We start from the raw sequence: 16,695 nt of genomic DNA, 5'->3' as shown, positions 1-16,695 counted from the left end.
GCACTATGGAACAGCGGGCTTTTCTTTTACTATTTTGCTCACAAACTGGTTGCCTTTCAGGTAGAATCGGTAGAGCAAATCGGCTCCCCGGGTAATACCAATGCGCGTGGTGGTTACAATTTCGGGGTTTTCATCTTTGGGCGGCAGGCAATAAAAATGTTGGCTGTAAACCGGTAAAAAATTAAAGTTGCGGTTTATACCCATAGCCGTTACCAGCTTGCCCGGGCCGCTGCAAAGGTTTTTCAGTTGGGTGGTTCCTCTTCTTTGCTGCATTAGTTCTATTCCATCCACAGGCTCAAGCGCTCTGATTAACACCGCTTCGCCTGTGTCTTTTTGGCCACTTACAATATTAAAACAATGGTAGACACCATAAATAAAATACACGTATGATATACCTGCGTTTTCAAACATGGCCGCATTTCTGGGGGTTTTCTTCCGGTAGGCGTGGCAGGCGGGGTCGTTATGCAGATAGGCCTCTGTCTCTACAATGATGCCCGCTGTGAGGCCGTCGGGGCTGTTATGCACCAATGTGCAGCCAAGCAGTTGACGAGCCAGCGAGAGGGTGTCATATTTTTCGAAAAATTCTTTGGGAAGAATGTCTTGCATCAGTACTTTTGGCAAAATAATACCTTCAAATGTATAAAAAAATCCTTGGCCTTTTACTGTTTACACAGATTTGCTACGCACAGAAAGACTCTCTTAACCTAAATGCAACCCCCTGGAAAACCCTGAATTTAGGCCATGGCGTTGTCTGGAAAAACTACCATTTTAATGATAAAAACCTGATGGGTACCAACCAGATGATAAACGTGCTGGAAAGTAAACAGAAAAATAAGAAGGTTAAGTTTGGTTTTGTGGCCGCAGATGAAAAAAAGACAGATACCACCGCCAGACGTTTGCTTTTACCAACCAGCCAGCTGGCAGCAAAAAGCGGCGCTTTGGCAGCAGTAAACGCCGGATTCTTTGATATGAAAAACGGTGGTGCAGTTGATTACCTGAAAATTGATGGCCGGGTAATAGACACCACCCGGGTGGCCAATGTGGCACGCTTGCCCAGAAATGTGATTGCGGCGGTTGTTATTCATCGTAACCGTGTGAAAATTCTGAAAGGTGGGTTGACACCGGGTTGGGAGAAAAACCTGCCTGCTAAAAATGTGCTGCTAACCGGCCCTTTATTATTAGCTGATGGCAAAGCCGTAAAGCTGGAGAAAACATCTTTTAACGACAACCGCCACCCCAGAACCTGTGCCTGTATAACTACCGATAAAAAGTTACTTTTAATAACCGTTGATGGCCGCAGCAAGGAGTCGCACGGTATGACGCTCCAAGAATTAACGGCTCTTACCAAAGCATTAAACTGCAAGGATGCCATTAATTTTGACGGGGGAGGCTCTACTACCATGTATATTGAGGGGCAACCTGAAAACGGTGTGGTTAATTACCCGTCTGACAATAAAATATTTGACCATGCCGGAGAACGGTCTGTAAGCAATATTTTCGTAATTTTGAAGAAGTGAGGCGGCATTAAATACCGCTGACTCAGGTAGAGCCGCATGGCATGTGGCTCATGATAGAACCCGGAATTACCGAATTTGCCGTAGCAGTTCAGAATTTTGAACCTACAACGTTTGACAATTTACATTTTCTTAATTGCATTTTGAACAATATACAATATAAATACCGCCCCGATAACCTGACGGAGTCAGAGCCCAATAAGTATAAGCCTGAAAACCTGAAGTCGGAAGAGATGATTCTGAATCTGGGGCCTCAGCACCCGTCAACGCACGGAGTGCTAAGGCTGGAGGTGGTTACTGATGGCGAGATTGTGGTTGACGTAATACCGCATCTGGGGTATTTGCACCGTTGTTTTGAAAAACACGCGCAGAGCTTACCTTTTAATCAGACTATTCCATTTGTAGACCGCCTTGATTACCTGGGTGCAATGAACAGCGAACACGCCTATGTAATGGGTGTTGAAAAAATGCTGGGCATAGATAAAGACATTCCCAAACGGGTAGAGTACATCAGGGTGCTGGTGGCTGAACTGAACCGCATAGCCTCGCACTTTATTGCTATTGGTACTTATGCGCTCGATATAGGCGCTTATACTCCTTTCTTATGGTTGTTCCGTGACCGTGAACACATCTTGCGTATGCTTGAATGGACCTGCGGCGCACGTATGTTATATAATTATATATGGGTAGGAGGCTTGTTTTATGACCTGCCCGTTGGTTTTGAAGACCGATGCCTGTCTTTGATAAGATACCTGAAACCCAAACTGGTTGAGTTGCAGCAACTGGTAATTGACAACCACATTTTTATTAACCGTACTGCTAACGTAGCAGTTTTGCCGTTGCCTGTGGCTATTAATTTCGGTTGCACAGGGCCGGTGCTGCGTGGCTCGGGTCTGAGGTGGGATTTACGAAAGGTGGATGGCTACTCTGTGTATCCGGAAATTGATTTTGATGTACCCATTGGCAAAGGGCTGGTTGGTAAAGTAGGCGACTGCTGGGACAGAAATTATGTTCGGGTGTTGGAGTGCCACGAGTCTATCAGAATTATTGAGCAATGTCTGGAGAAACTCACCAAAGAATATAACCGTACGCCGGAGTTTGACCCTCATGCTGTGGTGCCAAAGAAGATTCGTCCACAGAAAATGGATTTTTACGCCCGCGCCGAAAGTACCAAAGGCGAGCTGGGTTTCTACTTCAGAACTGATGGCCGGTCTGACGTTCCTTTACGGGTAAAGGCGCGCGCCTGTTCGTTTAACAACCTTTCTGTACTGCCCGAGATTTCGCGCGGGGGCATGATTGCCGACCTGATAGCCGCTATCGGCTCTATTGATATTGTTATGGGTGAAGTTGACCGTTAAGCCAGGCTTTGGTTTTACGAATCATTACGGCACCCACCGCGGCCAGAAACTTGCCCCGGGGTACTGAGTTCATTATCTTTAACTCTTCTGCCAAGCTGGTATGGCCATCTAAAAAGCTAAAAACGCGGGCCGGAGGGTTTTTGCGGTAAAGCATGGCGAAAATGTCGGCAGCGCTATGCCGTTTCTGTTCCAGCACATTCAGCAGTACCGAGGCATAGAACCGGAAGCGGTTGTCGAAAATACTTGCTTCTATTTTAGGTGAACCCGTTTGCTCAAGGTTTTCAACCAGCTTCTTTAGTTTTCTTTGCGTATTGGCAAAGGTGTATCCGGTGGCAGGGTTGGTATATCCGCCTGCGGTGCCAATTCTTACCACGCGTGGGCTTGGGCGTTCGGTAGTGGGTACGTCGCTCATGGGTATCACACCGAACTCTTCTTCCAGAATCTGATATTCCGGCAATTGCAAATCGTTGTTCAGATAATCTCTTAGGGCAGCATCATAATCGTCAGATGGCAGGAGTGTTTCGCTGAAAATGGTGTATTCAACCAAAGCCGTATGGGCATCTAATGGCAGCAAATACATAAACCGGCAATCTTGCTTCTGATCAATATTGAAATTCATCAGTACTGGCACATCCGGGTTGAAGGCAGCTTGCGCTGTTCTAACTACGTATCCTTTAAAATGCTGCAGCAGATTGTGATTAAGTGGCTGGGTAAGGTTAAGCTGATAGGTGCTGTCAAATACCAGAGTAGCTTCATAGGCCTGTCCGTCGGTGGTTTCTACCACCACACTATTTGTATTGTCTTTTATGCTGGTTACGGTATCTTTCAGCCATTCAATTGGCTGATGCCTTTGAAGGTCGGCGTTTACAAAATCATAAAAATCTTTTCCGCGTAGCAACTTATACTGATAGCCGCCCATATCTAACATCTGTTTGTTGCCATTGGCATCAATCAGCTGTACATTATCCCATTTTTTTATCAAAAAAGATTCAAACGTGTTTACCTCCCGTTCCCAGAATGCCCAGGTGCGGTCGTTGGTGTTTTTCTCCTGTGGCTCAATTATCAGCACAGATTTATCAGCCAGCTTACTGTTTTTCAGATAGTAAGCCAGCGAAAGCCCGGCCATGCCGCCACCACAGATAATGTAGTCGTAGTGTTTCATGGGATGAATGCCTGCTAAAAAGGATAGTAAATTTAATGAGAACTTTACAGGTGTCTTTAACCACCGGCCCCTAAAATAAGTAACTATCATTGCCTAGTTTAGGGTACTCCTCGCTGAAAAGGAGGAGAGATTGTTTTGATGAAACAAATAGGTATGTAAACCTACAAAAAAGCCCCGATTTTATAGGAATTGGGGCTTTTTTGAAATATCTTATTTATCAATACTACACATGTACGTGGCGCTCGGCATGGTAGCTTGAACGTACCAGCGGCCCCGATTCAACGTATTTTATACCCCGTTTCAGGCCTTCTTCTTTATACATGGCAAAGGTATCAGGGTGTATAAACTCTATTACTTCATGGTGCATCTTGGTAGGTTGCAGGTACTGGCCCAGTGTCAGAATATCCAGCCCGTTTTCTGCCAGGTCGTCCATTGCTTTAAAGACTTCGTCTCTGGTTTCGCCCAGCCCCAGCATAATGCCAGACTTGGTGCGCTTGCCATACTCTTTGGTTCGGCGTGTTTGTTCAAGGCTTCGTGCATATTTGGCCTGCGGGCGCACATTACGATACAGGCGTTCAACGGTTTCCATGTTATGCGAAACAACCTCCTGCCCGGCTGATATCATTCTATACAATGCCTCCCAGTTACTTTTAGTATCAGGTATCAGCGTCTCAATGGTGGTTTGCGGTGATGTTTCTTTCACTGCTCTTACGGTCTGATACCAGATTTCGGCACCTTTATCTTTTAACTCATCACGGTTGACCGACGTAAGCACAGCATGCTTTACCTGCATCAGCTTAATGGCTTCGGCAACGCGGCGGGGTTCGTCGGTATCGTATTCGTTGGGCCTGCCGGTGGCTACGGCACAAAACGTACAACTACGCGTACAAACATTGCCCAGAATCATAAAAGTGGCTGTACCTTCTCCCCAGCATTCGCCCATATTGGGGCAATTGCCCGACTGGCAGATGGTGTGCAGCTTATGCTCATCAACTAAACTACGTACTTTTTTAAAATTGTCGCCTATAGGTAGCTTTACCCTCAACCAATCGGGGCGGCGTGTTCGTTGTTCGGTGAGTACAACGGGTGTATCTGTCATAATCTTTTCTGCTAATAGTTTGAGGCAACGGCCCTACAAGGTACAAAAGTATAAGTTTTCATACTTCTGTAAAACATTTTAATGCAGATTACTTGGTTTTACTCTGTTTTTTGCTGCCAAAATAAATGGTCAGGTAGCCTGCAGTATAGAAACGCGAATTGGTGGTCAATTGGTTCGACATAATTTCGGGAGTTTTACTGAAATACTCTGCCGTAAGACCAACTTCAAAGCCTGTCATGTTGTTGCCAAAAGTATTGATATCTATATTGGCGGCCAGCTTGGCATGGGCACCCGGTATTACTTTCATACTGGTAAATAAGCCCTGCCAGATACCCGCAGACCCCTGAATACGGTTAAAGTCTGTATGAATGTTGGGGTCAAACTGTACCACGTCTACAGCGCCTTTGCCGTCTCTGTCATATTTAATATAATAGGGTTTTTGTAAACCCAACGAGGGGCCAACGGCTGCAATAACACTTATGCCAATGCCGTCTTCACCGTTTTTTCTGAAATAAACTATCTCACGGCCATATTGCGGGCGAAGCGAGAATAAATAATTGGTTTTGCCATAGATAATACGGTTGGCAATGATGGTGGGTTCAGACCGCTCTTTGTTGTTTTTGATATTGACAGCCTCAAAGGCAATGTACTGATGAACCGGGTTCCATTTATAAGTACCTATAGATTTAGAGTGCCTCACAACAAAGCCACCCAGCAGGCCAGAGTTGGTGTTGGTAGTTAAACCATAAGCCAGCATTTTATAGTCTTCTTTTTTACGCTCTGTTTTTTTAGAATCAGGTTTATTTACAACAGGCGGTGGGGTAGAAGACCTTCTTTGCGCAAAACCGCCTGAAAAAACAAGCAAAAGCGCCAAACTTAGTACACCTATTTTCACGGGCGAAAAATTTATGATTCTGTTACTACCAATGACAATATCTAAATGTAGATTTTTTTCTACTGATAGCAACATTAAATTATTTTAAATTGTTTACCGAAACGGTTTTTTTGCAAAATACTTATTTTAAACGTAAATTTGGTTAGCATTATTCAAGAAAATGCCACAAATTCTAAAAATTTCTTTTTAAAAAATGCCGACTTCAAAAATTACTTACCTTGGCGAGCTTCGTACGGAAGCCGTACACCTGCAATCGGGCACTCAAATAGTAACAGATGCCCCGGTTGATAATCATGGAAAAGGAGAAGCTTTTTCGCCAACCGATCTCACCGCTACCTCATTAGGCAGTTGTGCCATGACCATCATGGGCATAACGGCCCGCCGCGATGAAATTGATTTCACGGGTTCAACTATTGAAGTGACGAAAATTATGTCGGCAGAGTTGCCTCGCAGAATAGTAAAAATCGAGGTGAATTTTAACATGCAAACGCCTGAAGAACTAAGCGAAGAAGTAAAGCAGAAGTATATTCGTGTGGCGCATACCTGCCCTGTGGCGCTGAGCCTGCACCCTGATATTGAGCAGGTATTTAACTTTAACTGGTACGTTGCCGAAACCGTTTAAATGATATTCCCCGGGGGATGTGCCGGGTATCCCCCGGGTGGTATATATTTAAGATACCTGGTTTACAAGCTCATCAAACCGGATGTCGAAATGAGAAGCGTCATAAACGCAGGCTCCGTTTTTAATCAATAATACCTGTGGCGACTGATGCTCAACGGCAAAATCCTGCGCTATTTTGTTAGAGATGCCCCTGAACTGCAGCAGGTCAAGATAATAAGGTTCTATGCCCCGGGCTTTGGTGGTGTCCCAGGCGCGTTCCATTCGGCCAAGCGATGCCGCGCTTATTGAACACGTAGTGCTATGTTTAAATACCAAAACCGGATGCTGAAAAGATTTTTGTCTGATTTCCTCAATCTGTAATTCGTTATTGATGGTCTGCCAGTTCATGCGCGTTTACATTGTTTATTTATGCTTTAAACCAAAAGCTAAACTTAAAAGTTTCGGCAGCAGCAGAGAAAACAGCAGGCTTTAATGCCTGTTAGCAGCACGGTAAAGTAGGCTGATTTGATACCGCAGATTGATGAACTTAAGAGACACGATACGTGCCATGTGAGAGCGGGAAATGAATTTTATAAATTTTGATATAAAACCCGGATAATTGGGTGTTGTGGTTTTATCGTTCTGGTTAATGGCCACCGCCAGCGTGATTGAATAATAGGCCAGCGCATTGGTTACATCCATGAGGGCATGAATGGTCTTGTCCTGATTAATAAAATAAAACTCGCTGTACAGAATATCCTTCAACAGTATAATGGTAACACCAGTTACCCCAACCCAGTAACTTCTTTTGTTTACAGGCCTGAAATACCCCAATACCAATAAAACAAATAATTCAAAAGCATAAAAAACCGTTACAAGAAAAACGGTGTCTGGTATTACTTTCAATAAAACGAAACCGAAAAAAAAGAAAACAAAACTGGCAGGAAAAGCCAGCTTTAAACTGTTTTTCCATTGAAGGTTGTAAACACGGGTGCCTTCTTTCTGAAAAATTATAATATAAACCAGGTGCACAATGCAGGCAAGTGAAATCTGGGTTAGTTCGCCATTGCCGTGGTAGTTGAGGTAAATGGATAGGTCGCTGAAGGCGCCTATAAAACAGGCAGAGTACATAAGTTTGTCTATACCGGTAAACGCCCATTTTCTGGCAAATCCATAGTACACTCCCAACAGTGGCATCAACAATGTTGCCCCTATCAGCAGTGCGGTACGGCTATCATTCAGAAAGACGTAAATATTGAATATTACTAGTATCGCCAGTAATACAGTAATAACTCTCTGCATGAGTTAATTAATCGAAGTTCGGTTTGGACTTAACTAAATTGAGAACAAAGCTATTAAAAAGTTCTTGAAATTTTCCTTATTCGGGTCTGGTATATCAATAATTTTAATTTTTTATTTTTTAAGCATTCGGGTACTTTCAGGGGGGTAAGGCTGCCAAAAAGCCCTTAAATGCTAATATTTCAGAAGACTACGGGCATAGCAATTTACTGATAATATCCGATTTCTTACCGTTTATCTTTAAATTCTTACCATTTGTCGGTAAAGTCAGTATTTACACAAAAATGCTTCGTTCTTTGATAATTTATATCATTTATGTTTAACCCTCTTTTTAACAATTAGCCATTCTAAAACAAAATCAATTATGAAAGAATTGCCAAAACAAATGTCGTATGTTAATGATGTATTCAGTTCAGCACGCGACCTTGGTCTTATCCAGGTAAGAGCTCAGCAGGGCGATCAGCCCGGCCGTTCCATTTCTCTTAACGGAAAATCTTACACCAGTTTCATGTCTAACAATTATCTTGCCTTTGAAAACGATGAGCGGGTGAAGGAAGCGGCCATTGAGGGCATCAGAAAGTACGGCATGCAAACTTCTATTTCCAGAATGTATATGTCTTTTGACCACTACCTGGAGCTGGAAGAAAAGCTGGAAAAGATTTTTGGCTTACCTACATTTCTTTCGTCTTGCACTACTTTAGGGCACTTCGCCTACCTGCCTGTAATCATAGGCAAAAATGATGCCGTAATTCTCGACCAGTTCGTACATGAGAGTGTTCAGATGGCTGCCAACACTTTAAAAGCCGACGGCTACCATGTAGAAATGATCAAGCACAGCCAGATGGATATGCTTGAAAGAAGAATTAAAATGCTGAGCGAAAAGTTTGATAATGTCTGGTACCTGGCCGACAGCGTGTACTCTATGCACGGCGACCTGGCACCATTGAAAGACGTGGAAACACTTCTGAACGCGTATGATAAATTTAAGGTGTACATTGATGATGCCCACGGCATGAGCTGGATCGGCCAGAACGGTAAAGGCTATGCCCTGCATAACATACCACGGCATGAGAAAATGTATGTCATTACGTCGCTCAACAAAGGCTTTGGCGCCTTCAGCTCGGCACTGATATTCCCGAATCAGCTAACCAAACAAACCGTTTATAATTGTGGCGGTGCATTGCGTTTCTCGGCACCTACTTTGCATGCCGGTATAACGGCGGCATCGTGCATTGCAGATATTCATTTGTCTGACGAGATATACGAACGACAAATGCGCCTCAACGAACTCATTACCGTATTTAAACAAAAGGCACAGGCCCTGAACCTGCCAATTGTTAATTATTCGCACACACCGCAGTTCTTTTTAGGCCTGGGTAGTGTAGAATTACTGATACGGTTCTCGCAGTTTTTAATGAGCAAAGAATTCCTTCTTAGCCCGTCAACCGTTCCGGCGGTGCCTGTAAAACACTCAGGTTTCCGTATTTCACTGAGCCTTTACCAGACAGTGGAAGACGTTACAAACCTGCTTGACCTTCTAGCCGAATACATTGAGGTACTAGAAAAAGAAGGTTCTTTTAACAAAGAGCAAGTATTGAAGGGCTTTAAAATGAGAGATAATCAGAATCATCTGGTGTAATGCGTCTTATTAAAATCGGCCTCTGTCATTTAATTAATGGCAGGGGCTTTTTTAATGGTGAATTAGTGAATGGTGAATTAGTGAATGGTGAATTAGTGAATGGTGAATTAGTGAATGGTGAATTAGTGAATGGTGAATTAGTGAATGGTGAATGAGTGAATTAGTGAATGAGTGATTTAGTGAATGAGTGATTGAGTGAATTAGCGGCCGCCTGTGCGGTGAATGAGTGATTGAGTGAATAAATTGTGTAACATAGTGTAATCCTAGAGTACATGGTGGCAATTCCCAAGACTTAAAACCAAATTGCCACAATGTACACCAAGTACCCAAAGTTGCACAAATATTTTTAATCGTTTATTCATTACTCACTAACTCACTCAATCACTCAATCACTAACTCACTCAATCACACAATCACTCATTTCTTCTTAGTAAATTAATAAAATCGTCTTTAATTTATCCAATTCTTTAGGCGCGTGATTTCTTTTTTCTTATCTTTAGCATCAGAAACAATCACTTAAGACAAACTATAAGTACTTATGCCTAGTGGCCAGGTGCTTACATTAATAAATGAGCCTTAATACTGATAATATCCGACTGGTTTTCGGACTAAAGCTAAAACAACTGCGAATTGACAAAGGTATGTCGCTCACCGACCTCGCCCAGAAGTCAGGCCTGTCGATGTCTTACATCAATGAAATAGAAAAAGGAAAGAAATATCCGAAGTCTGATAAAATTGTGGCTTTGGCCGATGCCATGGGCGTTGATTACGACAGCCTGGTGTCGCTCAAACTCAATAAAAAACTTGAGCCCATCTCTGAGCTGCTACACTCTAATTTTTTGACCGAGCTGCCCTTTGAAATTTTTGGTATTTCGCCGGCCGACCTGCTTGAACTACTCTCAGGAGCACCAACCAAGCTGAGCGCCTTTATCAGCACTATTATTGAAATAGGCCGCAATTATAACATGACGGTAGAGCAGTTTTATTTTGCCGTTATGCGCTCGTATCAGGAAATGCACGACAACTACTTCCCCGAACTGGAAGAGGTAATTGACCGCTTTCTGGCCGAAAACCGCATCAGCGCCGACACCCAGATTGATGAGTTTTACCTCTCTAACCTGCTAACTGATAAATACGGCATTGCCATTAAGTACTTCGACGAAGACGACTACCCCCATATCATTAACATCCGCTCGGTATTTTTGCCCAAAACCAATACCCTGCTCATCAATAAACGTATCACGTCTGACCAACGCGCCTTTACCCTGGGCCGCGAGCTGGGCTTTATTTATATGAAGCTCAAAGACCGCCCCTATACGTCGTCTTGGGTAGAGGTGAAGTCGTTTGAAGAGATTCTCAACAACTTCAAGGCCTCTTATTTTGCCGGAGCCATACTGATACGCCGTGAGAAACTGATAGAAAAACTGGAGCAGCTGTTTAACCAGCCAACCTGGAGCAACGCCGCACTGGTAGAAATGGCCGAGCAGTTTCAGGCTACGCCAGAGACACTCTACCACCGCATCAGCAATGTGCTGCCCCGATACTTTGGCATTGACGAGATTTTCTTTCTTCGGTTTGAGGCCCCTACGGGCAAAAAGGAGTATCATCTTACCAAAGAAATGCACCTGGCGCGCAGGCATACCCCGCACGAGTCGCAGGAAGAGCATTACTGCCGCCGGTGGGTGTCATTGAATATTCTCGACGACGTGTCAGACCTGCAACAAAAAGGCGAAGTGAAAGAGCCACTGGTAGGGGTGCAGATATCTAACTATGTTGACTCAGGCAGTAAATATCTGGTGATGGCCATGGCGCGCCCGCTGAACATCATCAAGCATACCAACATCAGCGTGTCGGTGGGTTTTGAGATAAACGACAACCTGCGCGCCAAAATGAAGTTTCTGGACGACCCGAACATCATAACCCGCGACGTAAACCAGACCTGCGAACGCTGCAGCCTTTTCGACTGCAAAGAGCGCGTAGCCGCCCCCGTGATACTACAAAAAAAACGCCAGATACAGAACATGAAAGCAGCCCTGAGGGCCATGGAGGGGTGAGGATAGATACCATTTTATTACAAAGAGCCTTGTTATGGGGCTGTTTTTTTTGGTTTGGGGGTACCGTTAAAAAAAGTCATTGAATATATTATGAATAAGATTTTTAGGTTCGGAATTTTTATTTAATTTGTTAAATAATAATACAACTTTTATGCCATCCATTTAATTTGCACCTTTAATGGGAGTTAGTGAGTATTTATAGTAAATATCACGATTATTTAGTTATTTAGGATTTATAAAAAACTAAAAATTTAATTATTTGATTAAGGTCTTTCTGTATCTAATGAAAATTCTTGAAATCGAAGAAAGATTACAATACACTAGTAAGTTAGAAAATTTAAAGGCCTATTAATTTTTAAGCATAAAAATAATTTAAAATGAGTAATAGTTTATTTTATAATCATATTGAAAGAAACGAATTAAATACTGTAGTAATAAACAGAATAGAAGAGTTTTCAAATCAACATCCTGATCAACAGATTTACCTTTTAAATGCACCATTAGGAGAGAAATATACTTACCAATATAAGGAAAATGTAATTATCATATTATCTCCGAAGTATAAAATTATATTCTTAGATTTAAATAGTGACTCTAGAGCATTTAATACATTCTATGAAGATTTTATTGAAGATTTAAGTTTTCTATCTGATAAGTATAAATATAAAAATCATATTGGCAGGCCTAGAGACTGGAAAGAGGAAATCACTGTAAAAGTAACTATTAATAATTTTGACCTTAGACAGCTTTTCGATAGCTATTTGCTTGATGGACAATTGCAGAGAAAAGCTGAATTATTGATTTCATTATTAATTGGAAGCATAAATGACATTGAGAAGATTGGAGCCGAAGAACCGCAAAACCTACTCGATAAGGTTAAAAAGAATATACTACTTTTTGATGGAGAGCAAACTAGGTTTATTTACAAAGATTTTCCGCGTAAGTCTGTTTCAATTCAAGGCCTATCAGGAACAGGGAAAACCGAACTTTTACTTCACAAGCTTAAAGAATTATATGTAATAAATGATGATGCGAAAATATTTCTTACTTGCCATAATATCGCGTTGGCCAATACTTTAAAAGATCGTATTCCTGGTTTTTTCAATTTTATGAAAGTTGAAAAGCAAATTGAATGGAATACAAAATTATGGGTCGGTCATGCTTGGGGTTCGCAATACGATGGCAATTCAGGGTTATACAGTTATCTCTGTAGTTTTTATAATATACCTTTCTTAAGGTTTGGCTACAATACTAGTTATGAAACTATTTTTACACAAGCATTAACATACATCAATAAAATTGATGAGAGTGATTTTAAATATGCATTTGACTACATTCTAATAGACGAAAGGCAAGATTTTCCTAAGATTCTTTTTGAACTCTGTGAAAGAGTAGCAAGGAAGAAGGTTTTTATTGCTGGTGATATTTTTCAAGACATATTTGAAAATACTAGAGAAATAGAATTGAATGTGGATATAATTTTAAATAGATGCTATAGAACTGATCCTCGAACATTAATGTTTGCTCATGCTATAGGAATGAAGTTATTTGAAAGAAAAAAGCTAAATTGGTTTGATGATGCTTATTGGGGGGCTATTGGTTATAAAATTCAAAGAAATCAAGGTTCAAGAGAGGTACTATTCTCTAGGGAGCCGATTCGACGTTTTGAGAATTTAGAAATGGATAGTTTTGAAAGTGTTATAGTAAAACAAACCACAACTATTCCTAGTGTGATTGAAGTGTTGAGCACAATCATTGAAACACATCCAACCGTAACTGCAAATGATGTCGCAATAATATTTTTAGACAATGATAGAAAAGTTTATCAATATATAGATAATCTTTGTTATCAAATTTCCAGTAAGCTTAATTGGAATACTAATAGAGCTTTTGAAACGAAGTCTAAAATCGAAAATTCAATTTACATAACAACACCAAATCATGTTAAGGGGCTTGAATTTCCTTTTGTTCTATGCCTTACACGTGAAATTTTAGACTCATATCGTCATAGAAATATCGTCTATACTATGTTAACTAGATCATTCATACAATCGTATTTATTAGTTAGTAGTTCAGAGAATTTAGATATTTTAGAAGAGGGGCTTAAAACAATAAATGAGAAAAGAGCAATTCGAGCGATTGAACCTACGAGCCGTGAAAAAGAGGCAATAAAGAATAAGTTGGTTAAATTGCAAAAGGAAAACAGTATTTCATACAAGGACTTCATTGAAGAAATATTAGATGAACAAAAAATAGATAGAAAATTCTTCGAAAAACTTGTTCGAGCATTGTCTCAAGCTGATATTGAAAAGTTTGATAAAGAAAAGATTGTAAAATTTATAAAAGCTAATAAAGAATTTTATTTTAATGAAAAAGTTTGAGTACCATATTACACCTTGGATAATTAATAAATTTTTCCCTCATTTTAGAATTAAGAATAAGCTTGAAATACTAAATATTCTCTTAGAAACAGTTCGTTATATAACTCCTTACAACCACAGTTCCATTGTAGAGACCGTAGGGAAAATTACAATTATTGTTGATAAGATGAGTAGAATATTTTTTTTTACCGAAGAAAAGGCTTACTCAATTACATTTCCTTTTTTTATATTAGAAAAAGGGGATGAGATTAAATTGGCCTTAAATAATATTGAAATTGATTCTAGTTTAATTTCAAATCTTATAGCTATAATTTCACAAGGTGATTTTTTGGATGTAAATAGTATTGACTTCTTAGATTTAATAATTAATTATGAAGTAGAATCTGAAAGTTTTTTAAGAGTATTGCAAGAATTATTAATGTATGAAGATGGATATATTAGATATGATTATGACAACGATGGGTATCAAGAAGCGAAGCGGAATGGATGGGAACATAGACATCCTCTAAATCACTTTGATTTATTTTATACTAACAAGGCAACATTCAAAATTGGACTTGAAAATAAAATACTGGTAGATGAATTTATTGATATCGTAGATGTCAAAACTGATTGCAAGTATATGAAAAAATGGCAGTAATATTATCCTTACTTTAGCACTTTTATTAAGCAGTAAAAGTTTTTAGAGAATACATTAATGAAAATGTTAAATGAGAATTTTAGGCCTGATATTCTTTGTAGAATAAAGCAATTAAAAGTTTCAATAATTAGCTATGTTAATTTGTTGCTTTTAAATCATTTAAGCTACTCTCTATATTTCCCTATCTTCCCCCAAAATTTCCAATCATAAAAGAATACTCCCATGAGAAAATTATTTATGCTATCCCTGTTACTAATATCTAATCAACTACTAGCCCAGCTACCAGTAAAACCAATAGCACCTCAAGCCCAATTACTGAAAAGCAAGGATAAAAAGCTGGCGGCAAATAAGAAACTGGTATATGATATGTGGCGGGAGTTTCTGGAAGGCGGGCACATGGAAGTAGCTGAAAAATATTTTGCCGAAGATTATATGCAGCATAACCCCAACGCCGCTACGGGCAGAAAGGCGGTGGTAGAGTTTTTCTCGAAATTCAAAAAGCCGGAACCCATTGCAGATGCCATTAAGGCGCAGGTGGTGTCAATTGTAGCTGAGGGCGATTTGGTGGTTATCAGTTTTGCAAGAGAATTGCCTGACCCAACCGACAAATCCAAAAAATATACTACAACCTGGTTTGATATGTTCAGAATTGAAAACGGCAAAATAGCCGAACACTGGGATAGCGCCGAGAAATATGCGCCTGCTAAGTAAACAGAGCAGGTACTAACTCCACTGCTGCACAACAATGCCCAATTGCTTGTCGGTAATTGCAAATTCTCTGGCTCCCCACGGGCGCAGGGTTATTTTGCTAAGGTTAGGGTGCAACAGGTGCGGATGCGAGGCCGAAACCCGGGCATACACTTCTTCTATGTTATCGGTTACCAGTCTGAACTCCGGGTTGTGTTCACGGGCCAAAGGGGCATCCTGAAAAAGATTAATCGTTATATCTCCTTTGGCAAGCACACAAAAAGGCCTTGCGGTTTTCAGTTCATCATGCACAATGCTGAACTGCAGGCAGTCGACAAACGTAACGAGGCCGTCTTTAATATCAACATAAAAAATATTGGGTACCAGCTTGCTGAAATGCATAGTGTAGGTTTGGTTTGTTTATTGGTTTAGGGGGGTATCCCTCACGGTTAGCGTAATTAACAAATTTAATTTTTTTTACCCAACCGTTCGATAAATAATTGTAAAATTATTGTTTGGTATTGGGTTATAAACCAGATATTTACAGACTGTTAATGCCAATGTCAGAAGAATCTTCGGCGCAAGTTTAAAAAAAGCCTTAACTTGCATACTAAATCCAGCTTTCTTAAAGTTTATAACGAAAACCTATAATCTTTTCCCCATGCTACAAACAGTTTTGCTTCAAGTTCCAGACTCAACCTCAACTGCTGCAAGTGCCGAATCAATTAATTATTTAAGCCTCTTATTGAAAGGGGGAGTTGTTGTTTACCCGCTATTGTTTTTGCTTTTTCTGGCCATATTCTTCATTATTGAGCGTTACCTGTTTATCAGAGCTGCCTCTAATATTGATTTTGGCTTTCTACGCACCTTAAAAGATAACGTATTACGCGGCGACCTACGCACCGCTACCACCCTTTGCAAAAGTACTAATCTGCCTATTTCACGTATATTAGAAAAGGGTATTACACGTATAGGCCGCCCTGTGAAAGACATTGAGAGCGCTATGGAGATACAAGGCAACCTGGAAATATCTAAAATGGAAAAAAATATGGGCTTTCTGGGCCTTATTGCCGGTGTAGCGCCTATTCTGGGTTTTATTGGTACCATTTCGGGTATCATCCGTATATTTTATGACATTGCCGCTACCGGAAACTTCACCATCGAGATTATTGCCAATGGATTGTACGAAAAAATGATTTCGTCTTTCACCGGGCTGGTGGTAGGGGTGATAGCCTACGCCGGGTATCATGGTATCAACATGATGATTGATAAATTCAGTATCCACCTGCAGGCAACTGTAATGGATTTGCTCGATACATTGAACGAGCCTGTGAGATAATTTTTCAGCAACCATCAGTTTACCAAC

Annotated in this window: 17 protein-coding genes; 10 read left to right on the top strand and 7 right to left on the bottom strand. The window is 40.8% G+C overall.

Features of this window, described 5'->3' with window-relative positions:
- Positions 1-3 precede the first annotated feature (3 nt).
- Positions 4-606, bottom strand: a complete 603-nt coding sequence (locus C0V77_RS07230) for a DNA-3-methyladenine glycosylase (RefSeq protein ID WP_101725676.1) — start codon at positions 604-606, stop codon at positions 4-6.
- A gap of 29 nt (positions 607-635) precedes the next feature.
- Between C0V77_RS07230 and C0V77_RS07225 the strand changes: the two genes are divergently transcribed.
- On the top strand, positions 636-1,517 hold the full coding sequence (locus tag C0V77_RS07225) for a phosphodiester glycosidase family protein (protein ID WP_101725675.1): 882 nt from the start codon (positions 636-638) through the stop codon (positions 1,515-1,517).
- Between the two features lie 137 nt (positions 1,518-1,654).
- Positions 1,655-2,872 carry an NADH-quinone oxidoreductase subunit D gene (locus tag C0V77_RS07220; RefSeq protein ID WP_229236240.1) on the top strand — a complete coding sequence of 406 codons (1,218 nt, stop codon included), beginning with the start codon at positions 1,655-1,657 and terminating at the stop codon, positions 2,870-2,872.
- Here C0V77_RS07220 and C0V77_RS07215 read toward each other — a convergent pair.
- The 3 genes from C0V77_RS07215 to C0V77_RS07205 all read right to left on the bottom strand — a co-directional run bounded on the left by C0V77_RS07215 (position 2,850) and on the right by C0V77_RS07205 (position 6,028).
- Complete coding sequence (locus C0V77_RS07215) at positions 2,850-4,034, bottom strand: lycopene cyclase family protein (protein WP_101725674.1); 1,185 nt, start codon at positions 4,032-4,034, stop codon at positions 2,850-2,852. The genes C0V77_RS07220 and C0V77_RS07215 overlap by 23 nt on opposite strands.
- Before the next feature lie 223 nt (positions 4,035-4,257).
- A complete protein-coding gene (lipA, locus tag C0V77_RS07210) occupies positions 4,258-5,133 on the bottom strand; it encodes a lipoyl synthase (protein ID WP_101725673.1) in 876 nt (291 codons plus the stop codon).
- 88 nt (positions 5,134-5,221) lie between these two features.
- On the bottom strand, positions 5,222-6,028 hold the full coding sequence (locus tag C0V77_RS07205; protein ID WP_143706027.1) for a hypothetical protein: 807 nt from the start codon (positions 6,026-6,028) through the stop codon (positions 5,222-5,224).
- Between the two features lie 193 nt (positions 6,029-6,221).
- Between C0V77_RS07205 and C0V77_RS07200 the strand changes: the two genes are divergently transcribed.
- A complete protein-coding gene (locus C0V77_RS07200) occupies positions 6,222-6,650 on the top strand; it encodes an OsmC family protein (protein ID WP_101725671.1) in 429 nt (142 codons plus the stop codon).
- A 48-nt stretch (positions 6,651-6,698) separates the two neighbouring features.
- Here C0V77_RS07200 and ytxJ read toward each other — a convergent pair whose 3' ends face one another.
- Both ytxJ and C0V77_RS07190 read right to left on the bottom strand, forming a co-directional pair.
- On the bottom strand, positions 6,699-7,037 hold the full coding sequence (gene ytxJ / locus C0V77_RS07195) for a bacillithiol system redox-active protein YtxJ (protein WP_101725670.1): 339 nt from the start codon (positions 7,035-7,037) through the stop codon (positions 6,699-6,701).
- Positions 7,038-7,118: 81 nt separating this feature from the next.
- Positions 7,119-7,931 carry a hypothetical protein gene (locus C0V77_RS07190; RefSeq protein WP_101725669.1) on the bottom strand — a complete coding sequence of 271 codons (813 nt, stop codon included), beginning with the start codon at positions 7,929-7,931 and terminating at the stop codon, positions 7,119-7,121.
- Positions 7,932-8,292: 361 nt separating this feature from the next.
- On the opposite strand from C0V77_RS07190, the gene C0V77_RS07185 reads away from it, so the two are divergent.
- The 6 genes from C0V77_RS07185 to C0V77_RS07165 all read left to right on the top strand — a co-directional run bounded on the left by C0V77_RS07185 (position 8,293) and on the right by C0V77_RS07165 (position 15,353).
- A complete protein-coding gene (locus C0V77_RS07185; RefSeq protein WP_101725668.1) occupies positions 8,293-9,567 on the top strand; it encodes an aminotransferase class I/II-fold pyridoxal phosphate-dependent enzyme in 1,275 nt (424 codons plus the stop codon).
- On the top strand, positions 9,567-9,722 hold the full coding sequence (locus C0V77_RS23030) for a hypothetical protein (protein WP_158237901.1): 156 nt from the start codon (positions 9,567-9,569) through the stop codon (positions 9,720-9,722). Before C0V77_RS07185 ends, C0V77_RS23030 begins: the two co-directional genes overlap by 1 nt.
- Before the next feature lie 414 nt (positions 9,723-10,136).
- The gene (locus C0V77_RS07180) at positions 10,137-11,621 is read left to right on the top strand and encodes a helix-turn-helix domain-containing protein (protein ID WP_101725667.1); all 1,485 of its coding nucleotides are present in this window, start codon (positions 10,137-10,139) and stop codon (positions 11,619-11,621) included.
- 377 nt (positions 11,622-11,998) lie between these two features.
- On the top strand, positions 11,999-14,002 hold the full coding sequence (locus tag C0V77_RS07175) for a DEAD/DEAH box helicase (protein WP_101725666.1): 2,004 nt from the start codon (positions 11,999-12,001) through the stop codon (positions 14,000-14,002).
- Positions 13,989-14,642, top strand: coding sequence for a hypothetical protein (locus C0V77_RS07170; protein WP_101725665.1), 654 nt, complete (start codon positions 13,989-13,991; stop codon positions 14,640-14,642). Before C0V77_RS07175 ends, C0V77_RS07170 begins: the two co-directional genes overlap by 14 nt.
- Positions 14,643-14,864: 222 nt before the next feature.
- Positions 14,865-15,353 (top strand): ester cyclase, encoded by a 489-nt coding sequence (locus C0V77_RS07165; RefSeq protein WP_216824410.1) that lies wholly within the window; start codon positions 14,865-14,867, stop codon positions 15,351-15,353.
- Between the two features lie 12 nt (positions 15,354-15,365).
- Here C0V77_RS07165 and C0V77_RS07160 read toward each other — a convergent pair whose 3' ends face one another.
- On the bottom strand, positions 15,366-15,731 hold the full coding sequence (locus tag C0V77_RS07160; RefSeq protein WP_101725664.1) for a hypothetical protein: 366 nt from the start codon (positions 15,729-15,731) through the stop codon (positions 15,366-15,368).
- 259 nt (positions 15,732-15,990) lie between these two features.
- Between C0V77_RS07160 and C0V77_RS07155 the strand changes: the two genes are divergently transcribed.
- Entirely contained in the window at positions 15,991-16,668 is a 678-nt protein-coding gene (locus tag C0V77_RS07155) for a MotA/TolQ/ExbB proton channel family protein (protein ID WP_101725663.1), read from the top strand.
- Positions 16,669-16,695: the final 27 nt, after the last annotated feature.

The sequence above is a fragment of the Emticicia sp. TH156 genome (genome assembly GCF_002855535.1).
Classification (GTDB): Bacteria; Bacteroidota; Bacteroidia; order Cytophagales; family Spirosomataceae; genus Emticicia; species Emticicia fluvialis.
This window is presented reverse-complemented; position numbering and strand designations above follow the sequence as displayed.